17 protein-coding genes, 1 tRNA gene and 1 pseudogene are annotated in these 16,942 nt (G+C 64.3%); 7 read left to right on the top strand and 12 right to left on the bottom strand.

The annotated features are described in order from the left end of the window. Positions 1 to 120 precede the first annotated feature (120 nt). From dapE to AC59GX_RS04795, 10 genes are all read right to left on the bottom strand, one after another. Positions 121 to 1,236, bottom strand: coding sequence for a succinyl-diaminopimelate desuccinylase (gene dapE / locus AC59GX_RS04750; protein ID WP_497301116.1), 1,116 nt, complete (start codon positions 1,234 to 1,236; stop codon positions 121 to 123). Then, on the bottom strand, positions 1,233 to 1,904 hold the full coding sequence (locus tag AC59GX_RS04755; protein WP_426280895.1) for a glutathione S-transferase: 672 nt from the start codon (positions 1,902 to 1,904) through the stop codon (positions 1,233 to 1,235). The genes dapE and AC59GX_RS04755 overlap by 4 nt, the downstream gene beginning before the upstream one ends. A 10-nt stretch (positions 1,905 to 1,914) precedes the next feature. Further along, positions 1,915 to 2,928: a phosphatase PAP2 family protein gene (locus AC59GX_RS04760; RefSeq protein WP_426280894.1), complete on the bottom strand. Its 1,014-nt coding sequence runs from the start codon at positions 2,926 to 2,928 to the stop codon at positions 1,915 to 1,917. Positions 2,929 to 3,074: 146 nt separating this feature from the next. Continuing rightward, on the bottom strand, positions 3,075 to 4,505 hold the full coding sequence (locus AC59GX_RS04765) for a S41 family peptidase (protein WP_426281111.1): 1,431 nt from the start codon (positions 4,503 to 4,505) through the stop codon (positions 3,075 to 3,077). A 201-nt stretch (positions 4,506 to 4,706) separates the two neighbouring features. Beyond that, the gene (yihA, locus tag AC59GX_RS04770) at positions 4,707 to 5,324 is read right to left on the bottom strand and encodes a ribosome biogenesis GTP-binding protein YihA/YsxC (RefSeq protein ID WP_056052878.1); all 618 of its coding nucleotides are present in this window, start codon (positions 5,322 to 5,324) and stop codon (positions 4,707 to 4,709) included. Between the two features lie 59 nt (positions 5,325 to 5,383). After that, complete coding sequence (gene yidC / locus AC59GX_RS04775) at positions 5,384 to 7,093, bottom strand: membrane protein insertase YidC (RefSeq protein ID WP_497301119.1); 1,710 nt, start codon at positions 7,091 to 7,093, stop codon at positions 5,384 to 5,386. Continuing rightward, positions 7,090 to 7,335, bottom strand: coding sequence for a membrane protein insertion efficiency factor YidD (gene yidD, locus AC59GX_RS04780; RefSeq protein WP_056062193.1), 246 nt, complete (start codon positions 7,333 to 7,335; stop codon positions 7,090 to 7,092). The genes yidC and yidD overlap by 4 nt, the downstream gene beginning before the upstream one ends. A gap of 204 nt (positions 7,336 to 7,539) precedes the next feature. Beyond that, positions 7,540 to 7,947, bottom strand: coding sequence for a ribonuclease P protein component (gene rnpA / locus AC59GX_RS04785; RefSeq protein ID WP_426281110.1), 408 nt, complete (start codon positions 7,945 to 7,947; stop codon positions 7,540 to 7,542). Positions 7,948 to 7,952: 5 nt separating this feature from the next. Continuing rightward, positions 7,953 to 8,087, bottom strand: coding sequence for a 50S ribosomal protein L34 (gene rpmH, locus AC59GX_RS04790; RefSeq protein WP_031393806.1), 135 nt, complete (start codon positions 8,085 to 8,087; stop codon positions 7,953 to 7,955). Between the two features lie 87 nt (positions 8,088 to 8,174). Continuing rightward, on the bottom strand, positions 8,175 to 8,486 hold the full coding sequence (locus AC59GX_RS04795) for a hypothetical protein (protein WP_497301121.1): 312 nt from the start codon (positions 8,484 to 8,486) through the stop codon (positions 8,175 to 8,177). A gap of 122 nt (positions 8,487 to 8,608) precedes the next feature. Here AC59GX_RS04795 and AC59GX_RS04800 point away from each other — a divergent pair, with 122 nt between their 5' ends. The 3 genes and pseudogenes from AC59GX_RS04800 (at position 8,609) to AC59GX_RS04810 (ending at position 11,027) form a co-directional block, all read left to right on the top strand. After that, positions 8,609 to 10,117: a YifB family Mg chelatase-like AAA ATPase gene (locus AC59GX_RS04800; protein ID WP_497301123.1), complete on the top strand. Its 1,509-nt coding sequence runs from the start codon at positions 8,609 to 8,611 to the stop codon at positions 10,115 to 10,117. Positions 10,118 to 10,183: 66 nt separating this feature from the next. After that, positions 10,184 to 10,268, top strand: a tRNA-Leu gene (locus tag AC59GX_RS04805). A gap of 273 nt (positions 10,269 to 10,541) precedes the next feature. Further along, positions 10,542 to 11,027 (top strand): annotated as a pseudogene (locus tag AC59GX_RS04810) (cell wall hydrolase). 4 nt (positions 11,028 to 11,031) lie between these two features. Here AC59GX_RS04810 and AC59GX_RS04815 read toward each other — a convergent pair. Continuing rightward, positions 11,032 to 11,619 carry a DUF1989 domain-containing protein gene (locus tag AC59GX_RS04815; RefSeq protein WP_426280887.1) on the bottom strand — a complete coding sequence of 196 codons (588 nt, stop codon included), beginning with the start codon at positions 11,617 to 11,619 and terminating at the stop codon, positions 11,032 to 11,034. Then, entirely contained in the window at positions 11,612 to 12,298 is a 687-nt protein-coding gene (gene gntA / locus AC59GX_RS04820) for a guanitoxin biosynthesis heme-dependent pre-guanitoxin N-hydroxylase GntA (protein WP_056051135.1), read from the bottom strand. The genes AC59GX_RS04815 and gntA overlap by 8 nt, the downstream gene beginning before the upstream one ends. Before the next feature lie 131 nt (positions 12,299 to 12,429). Between gntA and AC59GX_RS04825 the strand changes: the two genes are divergently transcribed. The 4 genes from AC59GX_RS04825 (at position 12,430) to AC59GX_RS04840 (ending at position 16,919) form a co-directional block, all read left to right on the top strand. After that, positions 12,430 to 13,146 (top strand): Crp/Fnr family transcriptional regulator, encoded by a 717-nt coding sequence (locus tag AC59GX_RS04825; protein WP_426280886.1) that lies wholly within the window; start codon positions 12,430 to 12,432, stop codon positions 13,144 to 13,146. A gap of 56 nt (positions 13,147 to 13,202) precedes the next feature. Next, complete coding sequence (locus AC59GX_RS04830) at positions 13,203 to 13,382, top strand: hypothetical protein (protein WP_497301125.1); 180 nt, start codon at positions 13,203 to 13,205, stop codon at positions 13,380 to 13,382. 103 nt (positions 13,383 to 13,485) lie between these two features. Then, on the top strand, positions 13,486 to 15,624 hold the full coding sequence (locus tag AC59GX_RS04835) for a M3 family metallopeptidase (RefSeq protein ID WP_426280883.1): 2,139 nt from the start codon (positions 13,486 to 13,488) through the stop codon (positions 15,622 to 15,624). Then, positions 15,624 to 16,919, top strand: coding sequence for an MFS transporter (locus AC59GX_RS04840; protein ID WP_426280882.1), 1,296 nt, complete (start codon positions 15,624 to 15,626; stop codon positions 16,917 to 16,919). Before AC59GX_RS04835 ends, AC59GX_RS04840 begins: the two co-directional genes overlap by 1 nt. Positions 16,920 to 16,942 lie beyond the last annotated feature (23 nt).

Below are 16,942 nucleotides of genomic sequence, written 5' to 3' on the forward strand. Positions count from 1 at the left end.
ACATCTACTTCCCCCCTCCCTGGAAGGGTGAGGCCGGGGGTGGGTCGGCGTCCGCGAATGCTTACGGTGCGGCTCAAGCGGGCCTACCCACCCCCAACCCCTCCCTTTCAGGGAGGGGCGCTAGTCGACCGCCCGCCTGATCACGTCCGCATAGATGTCCGTCAGCGTACCCAAATCCTCGACCGCAACCGCTTCATCGACCTTGTGCATCGTCGCATTGATCAACCCGAACTCCACCACAGGGCAGAGCTTCGACAGGAAGCGCGCGTCGGACGTGCCCCCGGTGGTCGACAGTTCCGGCGTGACCCCAGTCGCACCCACGATGGCGTCCGACAACAGCGCCGAGAAGGCACCCGGCTCGGTCAGGAACGCTTCGCCCGACACTTTGCCGGTCACCACCACGCCCGGTGCATGACGCTCGGCGATCGCGCGGATATGCTCGATCAAGTTCGCCCCGCGGTGGCGATCGTTGAACCGGATGCTCAACCGCGCGGAAGCCTTGGCGGGAATGATGTTGTGCGCCGGGTTGCCGACGGTGATGTCGGTGACCTCGATGTTCGACGGCTGGAACCAGTCGGTGCCTTTATCGAGCACCACGCTTTCGATCTCGGCCAGGATCGCGATCAGCCGCGGGATCGGATTGTCGGCCAGATGGGGATAGGCGACATGCCCCTGCCGCCCCGGCACGTCGATCCAGATGTTGACCGAACCGCGCCGTCCGATCTTCACCATATCCCCCAGCCGCACGGTCGAGGTCGGTTCGCCGACCAGGCACAGGTCGGGCACGATCGCCCGCGCTGCCATCCGCTCCATCAGCGCGACGGTGCCGTAGGTTGCAGGTCCCTCTTCGTCACCGGTGATGATGAGTGACAGCGTCCCGGCATCGCTACGGCTTGCGGCTGCGACGAACGCGGCGACGGCGCCCTTCATGTCGACCGCGCCGCGTCCGTAGAGCAACCCGTCGCGAACCTCGCCGGACCAGGGCGACCCGGTCCAGCCTTTGCCGGGGGGGACGACGTCGACATGCCCGGCGAATGCCAGATGCCGCGGTCCATCGCCGCGCACGGCCAGCAGATTCTCGACCGGGCCGTCGGGTGCCTCGCCGACCGTGAACCGATCGACCGCGAATCCGAGCGGGAGTAGCGCCGTCTCCAGCACATCGAACACCGCGCCCCGCGCAGGCGTGACGCTATCCGCGCGGAGCAGCGCCTGCGCGAGCGCAACCGGGTCGATCATGCGGTCGCGGGCACCGGCTGCTCGAATTGCTCGAGCACCCATTCCTCTTCCTGCGCCGCCGCGATCCAGTCCTGCATGAACGGATGCTCGAACATCGCCTGCATATACCCCGCCGCAAACCGCGCTATCGGCAGCTGGTACGTGACGATCCGCGTCACCAGCGGCGCGAACATTATATCTGCCGCCCCAAACTGGCCGAACAGGAAATCGCCGCCGCCACCGAATCGTGCGCGAGCCTGTGCCCAGATCTCCATGACCCGCTGCAACTCGAGAAGCACGTCGTCGTCCGGCGTGCTTGCCGGAAACACCTGGCGCACGTTCATGCTGTGCTTGCGACGCAGCGCGGCAAAGCTCGAATGCATCTCGGCAGCCATCGACCGCGCCATCGCACGTGCGGCATTGTCCTCGGGCCAGAACCGCTCGCGCCCGACCTTGTCGGCCAGATAGTCGACGATCGCGAGACTGTCCCACACCACCGCATCACCATCCCACAGGATCGGCACCTTGCCCGACGACGGCGCGAACTCGTCACCCGAGCGGCGCTTTTCCCAGTCCGAGTCGTACATCGGCACGACCACCTCTTCGAACGGTAGCCCGGATTGTTTGCAGGCGAGCCAGCCGCGAAGCGACCAGGACGAATAGGCCTTGTTGCCGATGATCAGTTTCATGGGGTGTGGACTAGCGGGGCGGGCGGGGCGCGGCAACGCCATTGGCGTTGGTTCGACGTGCGGTGCTACGCGGCATGAGGTGATGCAGTGTCGCGATCGCCGCCATCGCGACGATCGTGCCAAGCAGGATGTCGATCAAATAGTGCGTACCCTCGACGGGCGTCGACAGCAGCATAGCCGCGTTCAGGGCAAGCACCGGCCAGCGCAGCCGCGGCATGCGCCACGCCGCATTGATGTAGAGCGTCGCGGCGGCGGCATGGAAGCTTGGTGCCGAAACGATGCCGCGCAAATGGCCGAGGTCGACCACCCGCACGCTGTGATCGCGTAGTGCAGGTATCAGCCCATGCTGCCATTGCTCGCTCTCGGGCATATAGGCGATTGGTTGATGCCACAGATACGAAAATGGACCTATCGCCGGCATGAAGGCGTAGAGGATCAGCGTGCCGATCGCGGTCAGCCAGAACGTCGCGAGGAACCGGTGCGCCGCCACCCGGTCGCCGGTCAACGCGAAGGTCGCGAACAGGATCGTGGGCGTCAGGTAAATGCTGCGATACGCGGCAAGGCCAAGCGATTGCAGGATCGGTGTTGCGGCGACGAGCCGATACCAAGCGAGCCAGTCGAAATGCAGCACAGCGTCGATCCGTTGGAGTGCGGCGTCGTGGAACCCATGTGTCAGCGCCGCGACCGGATAGCTCGCCACCGCGCCCATCAGTGCCAGCAGGGTGAAGACGCCGTAATACTCGGCGCAGTCGGCGACTGCACGTGCATGTCGCCAAGGTCGGTCGCGGAGTCCGAAGCGCAGCCCCAGGAGGACGATTCCGCTAAAGTAGAACGGGATATTGTCTGCGTCGTACGGATCGATCGACAGGCCGGCGACGTGCATCATCACCGTCAACATCGCCAGGCTGAGGATCATCCCGCCGCCGATCCACCAACCGTAATCGGGCACCCTGACGTTTGCAGAGAGCGGCCCGCGGTAATCATCGGTGAGCGGCAGGGGGGCGGTAATCGAAACGTCATTCATGGTTGGCGAACGCGTATCACATCCGGGGAAACAAGCGACCTCCGTCGGCCGGATCAGCTTTCGCTTGGCTGAACGGTATCGAACGAAGACCCGTCAAGGACGACGCCTGCTTCTCTACAGGCGCCGTCGACTTGCACCCTACGGCTCTAGAACGAACCGGGGACCATCCGTTGCGCGGTGGTCGGCGCTGCGGGGATCAGCAGGTCCTGACGGGTGCTCGCGGTGGTTCGTGCCGACTGCGCACTGACATCGCTGGTGATCGCCGAGCAGGTGCGGCCCGCCAGGAAGTCGAGCGCGCGACGCGTGGACGCCTCGCGCGCGTCGCCGAGCGGGAAGCCGATATCATCGGTCGCGCGACAGGTAGCCTCCACGGTCGACGCGAGGCCATCGAAGTAATTGCCGTTGCGCGCGGCGTTCTGCGTCGCGAACGCGATCACGCGGAGGCGATCGTCGCATGCGGGCTTGTCGAGCGCGATCTGGCCGACGGGCTTGCCGTAGGTGTTGGTTCCGATCAGCGCAGAATTGCCGTGAAGATATGGGGTGAACGCATTGATCAAAAGTTCGCTCGCCGATGCGGTACCGCCGCTGCCGATGAATGCGATCCGCGTCGGCGCGATCGACTCGGGTTGCGGTGCGAAGAAGCGCGTCTCGTTGTTCGAGGCTTTCTCCGTGCGGAACGTCGTATAGTCGAACACCTCGGACGTTGATCGCCCCCCGCCAAGGAGGTCGCCGAGATACTCCGACGTCGCGACGAGGCCACCGCCATTGTAGCGTAGGTCGATGATGACCTTCGTTACGCCCTGCGCGCGGAAATTCGCGAACGCTGTTTTCAGCGCGGGTTCGGCTGTGGAGATGAACGTACGCAAGTTGATGTAACCAACGCGCTGACCGCTATCCTCGATGATCTTCGCGCCGTACCGCGACGAGACCGGCAGCAGCGAGAAGTCGGCCTTGGCGACGGTGACGTCCCGCGTACCGGCAGCGTCCGAGACACGGAACACGCGCGCCGTACCGGTCGTGTCGGGACCGAATGCGGTGGTCAGCCCGGCAGTGCCCTCGGCACTGATGATGGCGCTGACGGTCCGCAGGTTGCTCGATGTGGTACCGATCGCGAGGATCTCGGCACCGCGGTCGATCCCGGCGGCAAGAGCGGGCGCGCCTTCGAACGACTCGGCTGCGAACAGGCGCTGGCCGGTCTGGTCGAGCGCGAACCGGATGCCGAAACCAGCACTCGATCCCGAGGCGTAATAGGCGTTCTCTTCCTTGATCGACGTCAGGTAGGTGAAGAACCGATCCTTGCGCTGCGCTCGCGCGGTCGCGGTCAGCGCGTCGATATAGCTATCGACCGTCGTGTACCCCGCAGGGCTCAAGGTCGCAGGCAGCGTATCGGGGAACAGATACCATTCGCGAAGCTGCGCCGAAGCCCAGTCCTGGCGTTCGCGCAACGAACAGCCCGCGGTTGCGGTCGGCGTGGGTGTCGGCGTAACGCCAATGGCGCCACCGGCACCACCACCGGTCGAGTTCGTGTTGCCGTCGCTACCTCCGCAGCCCGACAGCATCGCAGCCATCGCCAGCATTGTCCCGAACCGTACCCGCACCGCGTCATCTCCCCCGTTTCCCGAAGGTTACGGAATTAGTCGGGCGATGCCAGCAGCAAATCGAGGTCTGATCCAATATCGGCGAATTTTGAGGGGGCGGATGGCAGTATACCCCTCAGCCTAACCCGGCATCGTCAGGATGACGGGGTAGGAAGGGCGCACCTGTTAAGGCTCAGACCGCTAGCTAACCGCTTCGACCACCGCCGCGCGGAGCTCGGGAATGCCCATGCCGTATTCGCTCGACGTGACGAGGATGTCGGGATGTGCAGCCGGACGCTTGCGCGCCTCGATCGCGGTGCGCTCGGTGACCTCGACCAACTCGGACGCCTTGATCTTGTCCGCCTTGGTCAGGACCATGCGGTAGCTGACCGCGGCCTTGTCGAGCATCTCGAGGATCTCGCGATCGACGTCCTTGATGCCGTGGCGCGAGTCGATCAGCACGAGCGCGCGCTTGAGAACGTCACGCCCGCGCAAGAAGTCGTTGATCAGGAAGCGCCATTTCTTGACGACGTCCTTGGGCGCCTTGGCGAACCCGTAGCCGGGCATGTCGACGAGGCGGAACGCGAGCGGCGCGCCGACGTCGAAGAAGTTCAGCTCCTGCGTCCGGCCCGGCGTGTTCGACGTGCGCGCCATCGAGTTGCGTCCGGTGAGTGCGTTCAACAGCGACGACTTGCCGACGTTCGAGCGACCGGCGAACGCCACTTCCGGCACCGACGCGTCGGGCAGGAACTCAAGCGTCGGCGCCGACTTCAGGAAGCCCACATGCCCCGCGAAAAGCTTTCGCGCATGCTCCAGCATTTCCGGCGTGAACGGCGCGTCGGTCTGCTCGAGGTCGGGACCTAAGTTGGGAACGTCGTTCACTTGGTCACCGGCACTTTCAGGCCCGGATGGCGGGCATACAACAGCTTCTGCTGGATGATGGTCAGGCAGTTCGACGTGATCCAGTACACCTGGAGGCCGACCGCGAACGGCGCCATCACGAACATCAGCACCCATGGCAACAGCTTGAAGACCTGCTTCTGCGTGTCGTCCATCGGCGTCGGGTTCAGCTTGAACTGGAAGTACATGCTGATGCCCAGGATGATCGGCACGACGCCGATCGCGATCATGTGCGGCGGCGTGAACGGCAGCAGTCCGAACAGGTTGAGCGGCGTCAGCGGATCGGGCGCGGACAGATCCTTGATCCACGCGACGAACGGCTGGTGACGCATCTCGATCGTCAGCATCAGCACCTTGTACAGCGCATACATGATCGGGATCTGGAGCAGCGTCGGCGCGCAACCCGCGAGCGGATTGACCTTCTCCGCCTTGTACAGCGCCATCACTTCCTGCTGCATACGGACCTTGTCGTCCTTATACTTCTCCTGCAGCAGCTTCATCTTCGGCTGGACGGCGCGCATCGCCGCCATCGACTTGAACTGGCGCTGGGCGATCGGGAACAGCAAGCCGCGGATCGTCACGGTCAGCAGGATGATCGCGACGCCGAAGTTGCCAACCATGCGGAACAGCCAGTCGAGATAATAGAAGATCGGCTTCTCGACGATCCGGAACCAGCCCCAGTCGATCGCATAATCGAGCTTGGCGACGCCGCCGGCCTGGTCGGTGTAGCGATCGAGCAGGCGGACTTCCTTCGCGCCAGCGAAGAAGCGCGAGACCTGCGTGATCGACTGGCCCGGTGCGACCTGCTTGGGCTGGAGCGCGTAGTCGGCCTGGTACGCCTTGTTGGCGCCGGCGCGGAACTGGCCGTCGAACGCCTGACCCTGGTCGGGGATGATCGCGGTCAGCCAGTATTTATCGGTGAAGCCGAGCCAGCCGCCGGTCGTCGTGAACTTCTGCGCGGCCTCGTCGATGTCCTTGTAGTTCGGACGGTAATGCGCGCCGCCATTGTCGACCGACATTGGCCCGACATGGATCGTCATCGACGATGGATCCTTCGAGATGCCGACACGGTTGACGAGGCCATAGGTGGCGACGGGGACGGGCGCGTTGCCGGCGTTGAGGACGGTCTGGCGGACCGTGAACATGTAATCCTGGTCGACCGCGATCTGGATTCGGAAGCGCTGGCCGGTGGCGTTGGTCGCGTCGAGCGTGACCGGCGTGGTCGGCGTGAGCGTGGTCGCGCCCGAGGGCGTCCAGACGGCGTCGGCGGCGGGCGGGGTCAGGCCCTGCGCACGCCAGCCGAAGCTCGCGAAATACGCGTCGGGTGCGCCGGCGGGCGAGAGCAGGCGGATCGGCGGCGAATTTTTCGCGACGGTCTCGTCATAACCCTTGAGCACGAGATCATCGATCCGCGCGCCCTTGAGGTTGATCGAACCCGATACGCGGGGGGTCTCGATGCGGATTCGCGGGGTGCTGGCGATCACTGCGTTGCGATCGCCGATCGCGGCGGCACCATCCGCGGCGGGATCGGCCGCGGGGTTCGCGACGGCCTTGGTCTTGCCGCCCTCGATCCGCGTGACCGGCGGATTCGCGGTCGGGAAGAACTTGCCCTGGATCAGCGGCCATCCGAACAGGATCAGCGCCGCGATCACCGCGAACAGCACGAAATTCTGCTTGTCGTCTTTCACAGGGCGGCGTCTTTCAGTTTCTTGTCGATATCTGGGACCGGATCGGGGCCGTACCCGCCCCACGGATGGCAACGCGCGATACGCTTCGCCGCCAACCAGCCCCCCTTGAGCGCGCCATAGCGCCCAACGGCCTCGATTGCATAGGCGGAACACGAAGGATCGTAGCGGCAACTCGACGGCAGGACGAGCGAGGGGCCGAGTTGCCAGCCGCGTGCGAGGAGGATGAGGAGGCGTGCTAGCATGTCAAAACTGACGCTCACCCACGCCGCAAGATTGTTTCCCCGCGAAGGCGGGGACCCAGTCTGGGCTCCCGCCTACGCGGGAGAACAAGGAGCAGGGGATAACGGTAAGTTGGAACTCGCAACCGCGCTGTCCCACGCTTGCTACCACCCCGGCGAAGGCCGGGGCCCAGTTGGGGAGCGTAGCTAACGAAGGGCGGTCCTGCATCACGGCCGCGTTCCCACCTGGGCCCCGGCCTTCGCCGGGGTGGAGGGGTTCGCAGCACTGGTGGTGTTCGCTACCGAGGTAGCAGGCAATTGAGGCGTAACCTTGCGGAACGCCTTGCCGAGCTCGGTCCGCAACAAAGCGTAATCCCGCTCGACCCCACCGTTCCGCCCGATCAGCACATGATCGGCCCCGGCAACGCCGCGCTCCGCCAGCAGCTCACGCGCCAACGCCCGCAACCGCCGTTTCATGCGGTTCCGGACGACGGCGTTGCCGATCTTCTTGGTGACGGTGAAGCCGATTCGCATCGTCTCGTCACCGTCATCGCGGGGGCGCATGAGCAGGACGAATCCCGGCATCGGTGCGCGCTTCCCCGCATTCGCCGCGAGAAAATCGCGGCGTTTGTCCAGAATGGTTAGGCCGACAGCTTCTTGCGACCGCGTGCGCGGCGTGCGTGGATCACTGCCCGGCCGCCGACCGTCGCCATCCGTGCGCGGAAGCCGTGACGGCGTGCGCGTACCAGGTTGCTCGGCTGAAAGGTCCGCTTCATTGGTCATTCCCTAGGTCATCAAATAGAAAACGGCCGCCACGGGGACGGCCTTGATGGCTGGGCGCTTACGGAAAGGGCGGCGGTAAGTCAATTCGCACCCGTCGCGACGGGCGTGTTTTTGGCAGCCTTGGCCCGCTCGTGCCGGCGCATCGCGCTCTGCCGCCGCATCATCCGGTCGACGAAATGCCCTGTCCGTGGCCAACGGCGTTTCAGCCGCGCCCATTTGAGTCGCGCCCAGCGCGAATTGCGCAGGACGAGAACCATACCTCCCGCGAACAGGAATATCCCCGCAGGCCCCGGCAGCGGCGCGAGTAGTGGCGCACCCAGGATCAGGATGACCCCGAGCAGCAACTGGCCGAAGCGAAAAATGGGGGAGCGGACTGCTTTCACGGAGGGCATGTGGGTCCGGTGTATTAGGTTCGCAAGACGGCAACCCTAGAGTATTCCGGGGCGTCCATCCTTGCAGACATGGCAAATCGGGTATGAATAAGGCGTGACGTCGTGTCGCGGGGGGAGCGGGCATGGCGGCGATCGTAGCGACGGTGGCATATCTTGGGCTGGAAGCGCGCGCGGTCGAAGTGCAAGTCCAACTGATTCCGGGACTTCCTGCGTTCAACGTGGTTGGGCTGGCGGATAAGGCGGTCGGTGAAAGCCGCGAACGCGTACGCGGTGCGATCGCCGGGATGGGGCTGTCGCTGCCGCCGAAGCGCATCGCGGTGAACCTGTCGCCCGCCGATCTGCCGAAAGAAGGATCGCATTTCGATCTACCGATCGCGTTGGCATTGCTGGCGGCGATGGGCGTCGTCGATGCCGAAGCGCTGGCGGATTATGTGATCGTCGGCGAGCTTGGCCTCGATGCGCGGATCACCGCATCGCCGGGTGTTCTGCTGGCGGCGCTGCATGCATCGGAAGTGGGGAAGGGGCTCGTCTGTCCGGCGGCGCAAGGATCTGAAGCGGCATGGGCAGGCGAGATCGAGGTCATCGCCGCACCCGACCTGCTGTCATTGCTCAATCACTTCAAGGGCCACGGCCTGCTCAGCCCACCCAAGCCCGGCATAGCCGAGCACGCCGACCACGGTCCGGACCTGCGGCAGGTGAAGGGGCAGGAAACCGCCAAGCGCGCGCTGGAGATCGCAGCTGCCGGATCTCATAATTTGCTGATGGTAGGCCCGCCGGGTTCCGGCAAGTCGCTGATGGCTTCGTGCCTGCCCGGCATCCTGCCGCCGCTCGACCCCGCCGAGGCGCTCGAGGTGTCGATGGTCCAGTCGGTCGCTGGTACGCTGACAGGGGGGCGCCTGACCCGCACGCGACCCTTCAGAGCGCCACACCATTCCGCGTCGATGGCTGCACTCACCGGGGGCGGGCTGAAGGTGAAGCCGGGGGAGGTAAGCCTCGCGCATCTCGGCGTGCTCTTCCTCGACGAACTCCCAGAGTTCCAACGCGCCGTGCTCGATTCGCTTCGCCAGCCGCTCGAGACTGGTACGGTAAGCGTCGCCCGTGCCAACGCACATGTCACCTTTCCTGCGCGCGTACAGTTGATCGCCGCGATGAACCCATGTCGATGCGGCCACCTCGGGGACGCAAGCCTGGCCTGCGCGAGAGCCCCGAAATGCGCCGCGGATTACCAGGCGAAGGTGTCGGGTCCGCTGTTGGACAGGATCGACCTTCACATCGACGTACAGGCGGTCAGTGCCGCCGACCTGATTCTCCCGCCGCCGACCGAAGGCTCGGCAGAGGTTTCCGCACGCGTTGCCGTCGCCCGTGCAATCCAGACTGAGCGCTACCGCGACCACCCGGTTCGCACCAACGCAGAGGCGGATGGCGCATTGCTCGACTCCGTTGCCACGCCCGACGAAGCCGGTCGCAAGCTCCTCGCCCAGGCCGCCGAAGCGATGCGCCTGACCGCGCGCGGCTACACGCGCATCCTCCGCGTCGCCCGCACCATCGCCGACCTCGCCGGCAGCGAAACCGTGGGCCGCATCCATATCGCCGAAGCGCTCAGCTATCGTCGCCAACCGCCCAGAAACTGAACTGACACGTTTTCCGATCAAGACAGCTTGCGGCAAACGAAAGCTTCGTCTAGCCAACCCGCCGCTGCCCCTGTGGCGAAATTGGTAGACGCGACCGACTCAAAATCGGTTGCCGCAAGGCATGCTGGTTCGATTCCGGCCAGGGGCACCATCTCTTTCCAACGATCGCGCGTCGACCCTCGGGGCGAGCGGCACAGTGATCGTTTCCTTGCGAAAATTTCGCCGGTAAGGACGCGGGATGGCGAAGCGACCGGCCCAATATGTCTCATCGCGGCGGCGCAATCGATCCGGGCTGAGACCATCGTCCGAGCATTGGCTTCTCCTGCTCGGCGCAGTGGTCGCGTTCGCGGCGATCTTCGGGGCGCTGACCGATCTGCCCTGGCCGACCGAAACTACCACAGATCACCGCAAGCCCCGGCTGACAATGGCTCAGGCACGAGCATCGAACGCCCTGGTCCCGATTGTGGTCGAAAAGCGCAAAAGAGCAGAGCCGTTCCGCTTCCGCGGTGGTCCGGCCTCTCGCCTTCAGGCAACCGAGTGCCTAGCTACCGTCGCTCTTTACGAAGCCGGCACCGATCGCGACGGACAGCGGGCCGTCATTCAGGTCGTGCTCAACCGGGTCGGCGCGCGTGGCTTCCCCAAGACGGTCTGCGGGGTAGTCTACCAAGGCGCGAACCGGAAGACCGGGTGCCAGTTCTCCTTCACCTGCGACGGCTCGTAGACACGGCGGCCCGAGCATGACGGCTGGGAACAGGCACGACACGCGGCACGGCGGGCGATGAACGGCTACGTCTATACGCAGGTGGGCCGCGCGACGCATTACCACACCGACTGGCTGGTACCGTACTGGCGCAGTTCGCTAGTCAAGGTGGCGACCGTCGAGTCGCACATCTTCTACCAGCGCCGCTGAGCGCTCAGCCGATCCGGTACTGGATCGGCTTGAAGCTGCCCCCGTTCGATTGCAGCGCCGAACACGCGGTCATGCCGATCACGAGGTCCATCGCGGCGCGGAAGACGATCGTGTCGCCAGCCTTGCTTAGCGGCGGTTCGACCGTGAACGTGCCCGTCTCGCCATTGATCGGCACGTTCATGAAGCAGTTGAACGCGACCGGGATCTGGTCCGGCTCGATGTCCCAAGGCGCGAGCGCCTCAGCAAGGTTGCCGAAGCAGCCGCGATGCGGATCGGTATCGCCGTAGATGATCGAGAACGTCTCCTTCGAACACGGCGTCAGCAGGAAATCATGCCGTCCGACATCGTCCGAGACGATCTCCAGCATCACGTTGCTGCGGTTCGAATAGAGCAGGTCGCCGGTCGTCAGGTACAACCGGCTCGCATAATCGAGCGTGCGCCCCGACGAAATCGCCTCGCGCACGTCGGCGCGGTTGTAGGCGAGCAAGTCCGATACCTGGCAGCCCTCGGGATCGATCACAGTGAGCATCTGCCCCTTGTCGAGCGTGAACCCGGCTCCCGAACGCGGCGGGATCGTCTTGATGTCAGCCACGGGCTTCGCCTCGCTTGAAAGGGCATTTCCAGGATTCGTCGACGACGCGCCCGCTATATTGGCGTGCTTCACTCGATTCGCCGTGCCGCGCCAGCATCGGGTTCATAGAGCCGGCATATTCGAGGTCGCGCGCCAGGATCGACGAGCGCAACTTGTCGTAGCGCTGCTGGTCGCGCAGCACCTCGAACTGGTCGTGCAGGTTGAACACCATCGCCGGCGATTCGAACTTGCGCGCAGGACGGCTCGCATTGGGATGTAAGCCGACGACGAAAAACGCCTCGCCAGCAAAGCTCAGCGAGAAATGCGGATCGTCCGGATCGCTGCTCACCGACGGATCGGGGCGGTAGCCGAGCCACTCGTCCTTGTCGCTAAGGGACTGAGCCCTCGCCCAAAGATGCGCCTCGAATTCCTCCTCCGACAGCAAAGCAGGCGCTTCGAACAATATGATAAGCGTCCGGAAGATCGCGCGATCCTCGCGGTATTTGCGGACGGTCTCGCCAAGCGCCGGAGAAATTCTCATGTCATCCCAAGCGGATCGCACGTCGCGGGCGACGAGAATGTCCATCTGCCCCTTGGCGAGCGCCGATTTTGCACCGACGCAGGGAAATTGCGGCGCCTGCACAGTCTCGATGAACTTGCGCGCGAGTGGGTGATCGTTTTGGAAAATTGGCTGGTACATGGTCGGGGAGGAACCCGCGAACCGCTGCAATGTTTCGCGTCCGACATAACCTTTGATATTGATCAGTACGAATCCCGATCTGTTCTTCTATCGCGGAGGGCGGTACGAGGCCGGGTGATGAAGGGGTGTCGATGATCTCGCAAAAATTCCTCATGGGCCGTGGTCGCCATGAGTTGAGCAACGAAGAAAAGCAGGTGCTGGAGGACGGCATCGAATCCGTGCGGCAGGTGCCTGGGCGCAAGCAGATCGTCCGTGCGGGCGACCTCATCGAGACGAGCACGCTGCTGATCGAGGGGTTCGTGTGCCGCTACATGGACGACCGGGAGGGGCAGCGTCAGTTGGTCGCCGTGCACGTCCCGGGCGATTTCGTCGATCTCCACGCATTCCCGATGAAGCGGCTCGATCACGATATCGCGACGCTCGGGCCCGTAAAGATCGCCTGCTTCGAACATCGTACGTTGCAGTCCATCACCGAGCGCTATCCGCATTTGACGCAGAAACTGTGGTTCAGCACGTTGCTCGATGCGGCAATGCACCGCGAGTGGATTTTCCGGCTCGGGCGGCTCGGCGCGGAAGGGCGGATCGCGCATCTGTTCTGCGAATTGAACGCGCGGCTGGAAATGATCGGGATGGCGGAGGAGGGACGCTTTATACTGCCTATGACGCAGCCAGATCTGGCCGAGGCGACCGGGTTGACCGGCGTTCATGTAAACCGCGTGTTGAGAGCGCTTCGCGAGAAAAACCTGCTGACGTTCAAGGCAGGCGAGGTAAATATCGTGGATCGTAAAGCACTTGCAGCCGTTGCTGAATTCGAACCACAATATCTTTACGGTTCCAGGGGCGAGTGACGGGTACCCGGCGCATGACCCCTGGCAGGATCAACGGTCGGGGGAGTGAGACCATGATGACGCCGGAAACCCTCGCAGGCATCGCCGCCGCCGAGAATGGGCTGGTGACGCTGGACGGCGTCGATGGCTTGGCAATCACCTTCACACCAGAGGCCGCCGCGGAGACGGGACGCAGGCTTATTGCGGCCGCGGAAGTCGCTGCGAGCCAGCCTCGCGACGATCGATCCGGCGACTGATCTTACGGCCCGTGCGACCTGCGCTACACGCTGATCACTGCGTACGCCTTCCGCTACGTAACTTTATCACTATGCTACCCGGTACATTGACCGGGAGATCCATGTGCAGTTTCTATACCTCGCCGCCAGCGCCGTTGCGCTGATGGCGTCTACGTCGATCGTCGCGCAGACGGGTGCGACGTCCACGACACCCGCCGCGAACCCCTTGCTGGCCGACTGGACCGGTCCGCTGGGCGGAGTGCCGCCGTGGGACAAGGTTCGCCCCGAACTGTTCCCGCAGGCGTTCGAGACGACGCTTGCCGAACGGACCGCCGAATATCGCAAGATCGCCGACAATGCGGCCAAGCCGACCTTCGCCAACACGATCGTGCCGATGCAGCTGGCCGGCAAGCGCTACGGTCAGGTGATGACGCTGTTCGGCGTGATGACCGGCAACATGAACACCCCGGCCTATCAGAAGCTCGACCGCGAATGGTCGCCCAAATTCTCCGCGGCGTCGGACGCGATCACGTTCGACAAGCCGCTGTTCGCGCGGATCCAGGCAATCTACGCAGGCCGCAACTCCAGCGGATTGAATGCACAGCAGATCCGGCTCGTGACGCGGATCTACGACAGCTATGTGCGGCAGGGCGCCAAGCTGACCGACGCGCAGAAGACGCAGCTTTCGCAGTATAACCAGCAGCTCGCGACGGCGTTCTCGACGTTCGGCGAGAAACTGCTCGCCGACGAGAGCACCGCCATTGCGGTCGGCGATGAAGCACAGCTCGCCGGCTTGCCCGATAGCGTGAAGGCGGTCGCCAAGGCCGCCGCTGCGGAGCGGAAGCTGCCGGGCTTTGCGATCGTCAACACGCGGTCGGCGGTCGATCCCGTGCTGACCTACGCCACCGACCGCGCGCTGCGCGAGAAGGTATGGCGCGCGTTCGTCAACCGCGGCGACAATGGCGATGCAAACGACACGAACGCGACGATCGCGCAGATCGTGAAACTCCGCGCCGACCGCGCGCATCTGCTCGGGTTCAAGACGCATGCCGACTGGCGGATGCAGGACACGATGGCGAAGACGCCCGCCGCGGCGATGTACCTGATGATGCGCGTCTGGCCTGCCGCGAAGGCGCGCGTGGCCGAGGAAGTCGCGGACATGCAGAAGGTTGCCGGCACCTCGCTGACGATCGAGCCGTGGGATTACCGGTTCTACCAGGAGAAGGTGCGCAAGGCCCGGTACGACCTCGATCAGGCGCAGCTGAAGCCGTATTTCGAGCTCGGCAACATCATCCAGGGTTCGCTGTACGCCGCCAACCGGCTGTACGGGCTGAACTTCAAGGAGATCACCGGCACCGTTCCCGTGTTCGAGCCGAACATGCGCGTGTGGAGCGTGACCGACAAGAACGGCAAGGATGTCGGGCTGTTCTACCGCGACGATTTCGCGCGGACCGGCAAGCGCTCGGGTGCGTGGGCGAACACGTATCGTGGGCAGCGGGGCCTCGCCCCGGCGCAGCTTGTGCTGTCGTCGAACAACAACAATTTCGCCAAGGGCGCGCCAGGCGAGCCTATCCTGATCAGCCTCGACGATGCGCAGACGCTGTTCCACGAGTTCGGCCACGCGATCCACGCGATGCTCCAGAACGTCTATTATTCGGGGCTCGCCGGCACGCCGCGCGACTTCGTCGAATATCCGAGCCAGGTGAACGAGCATTGGTTGCTGACCCGCGACGTGCTCGACAAATATGCGCGGCACTACCAGACCAAGGCGGCGATGCCGCAGGCGTTGCTCGACAAGATCGAGCAGTCGAGCAAGTTCAACGAAGGCTTCAAGACCGCGGAATATCTGTCGTCGGCGATCGTCGACATGAAGATCCACACCGTCCCCGACGGCGTGATCGACCCCGACAAGTTCGAGGCCGCGACGCTCGCCGAGATCGGCATGCCGAAGCAGCTGGTGATGCGTCACCGCGTGCCGCAGTTCCAGCATCTGTTCGCGTCGGACAGCTATTCGGCAGGCTATTACAGCTACCTCTGGTCCGAGACGATGGACGCCGACACCTTCGCGGCATTCGAGGAGGCGGGCAGTCCGTGGGACAAGCCGACTGCGGACAAGTTCGCGAAGATCCTGTTGTCGACCGGCAACGAGACCGACCGCGCCGAGGCGTATCGCGCGTTCCGCGGGCGTGATCCCGACGTGAACGCGCTGCTCAAGAAGCGCGGCTTTGCAACGCAGCAGCCCGCAAAGGGAGGAACCCAGTGATGGCGAGCACGACGATTGCGCCCGAGAAGAACCACCGCCTCAAATCGATCCTCGGCGGGTCGGCGGGTAACCTCGTCGAATGGTTCGACTGGTACGTCTATTCGGCATTCGGGCTGTATTTTGCACCGGTGTTCTTCCCCAAGGGCAATGCGACCGCGCAGCTGATGAGTGTCGCCGCGGTGTTCGCGGTCGGCTTCCTGATGCGGCCGATCGGCGCGTGGGTGATGGGCATCTACGCCGATCGCCACGGGCGCAAATCGGGGCTGACGCTGTCGGTGACGCTGATGTGCGCAGGCTCGTTCCTCATCGCGATCACGCCCGGATTTGCGACGATCGGCTGGATCGCGCCGGCGTTGCTGATCCTTGCACGCCTGATGCAGGGGCTCAGCGTCGGCGGCGAATATGGCGCAAGCGCGGTGTATCTGTCGGAGATGGCGGGCAAGTCGCGGCGCGGCTTCTTTTCCAGCTTCCAGTACGTCACGCTGATCGCGGGGCAGTTGCTCGCGCTCGGTGTGTTGTTGCTGCTGCAGTCGACGCTCGACACGGCGCAGCTCGACGCGTGGGGCTGGCGTATTCCGTTCGCGATCGGCGGTGTGCTCGCGCTGGTGGTGTTCCGCATCCGTCGCGGGCTGCTCGAGACCGAGAGCTATCAGAACGCCAAGTCGGACGGCGCGCCGAAATCGAGTGGCTGGCTGCTGTTCAGCAAATATCCGCGCGAGGCGTTCACCGTGCTGCTGCTCACCGCCGGCGGCACGCTCGCCTTCTATGCGTACACCACGTACATGCAGAAGTTCCTGGTCAATACGAGCGGGTTCAGCCGCGAGTCCGCGACGCTGATCATGACCGCGGCGCTGGCCTTGTATGCGGCGTTCCAGCCTGCTGCGGGCGCGCTGTCGGATCGGATCGGGCGGAAACCGCTGATGGTCGGCTTCGGCATTGCCGGCGTGCTGTGCACGGTGCCGATCTTCACCGTGCTGGAGACGGCGACCAATCCGTATCTTGCGTTCGGCTTGGTCGTGGCCTCGCTGTTCATCGTGACGGGCTACACCGCGATCAACGCGGTGGTGAAGGCGGAACTCTTCCCCGCACATGTCCGTGCGCTGGGCGTGGCGTTGCCGTACGCGCTGGCGAACACGATGTTCGGCGGCACCGCCGAGTATGTCGCGCTGTGGCTTAAGAACGAGGGCATGGAGCGCGGCTTCTACTGGTACGTGACCGCGATGATCGGCGTTTCGCTGATCGTGTACCTCCGCATGAAGGACACGCGCATGCATAGCCAGATCGTCGAGGATTGAACTTACTGCCCCCTCTCCCCTGC

It is taken from the genome of Sphingomonas sp. 320_CC, assembly GCF_059691795.1.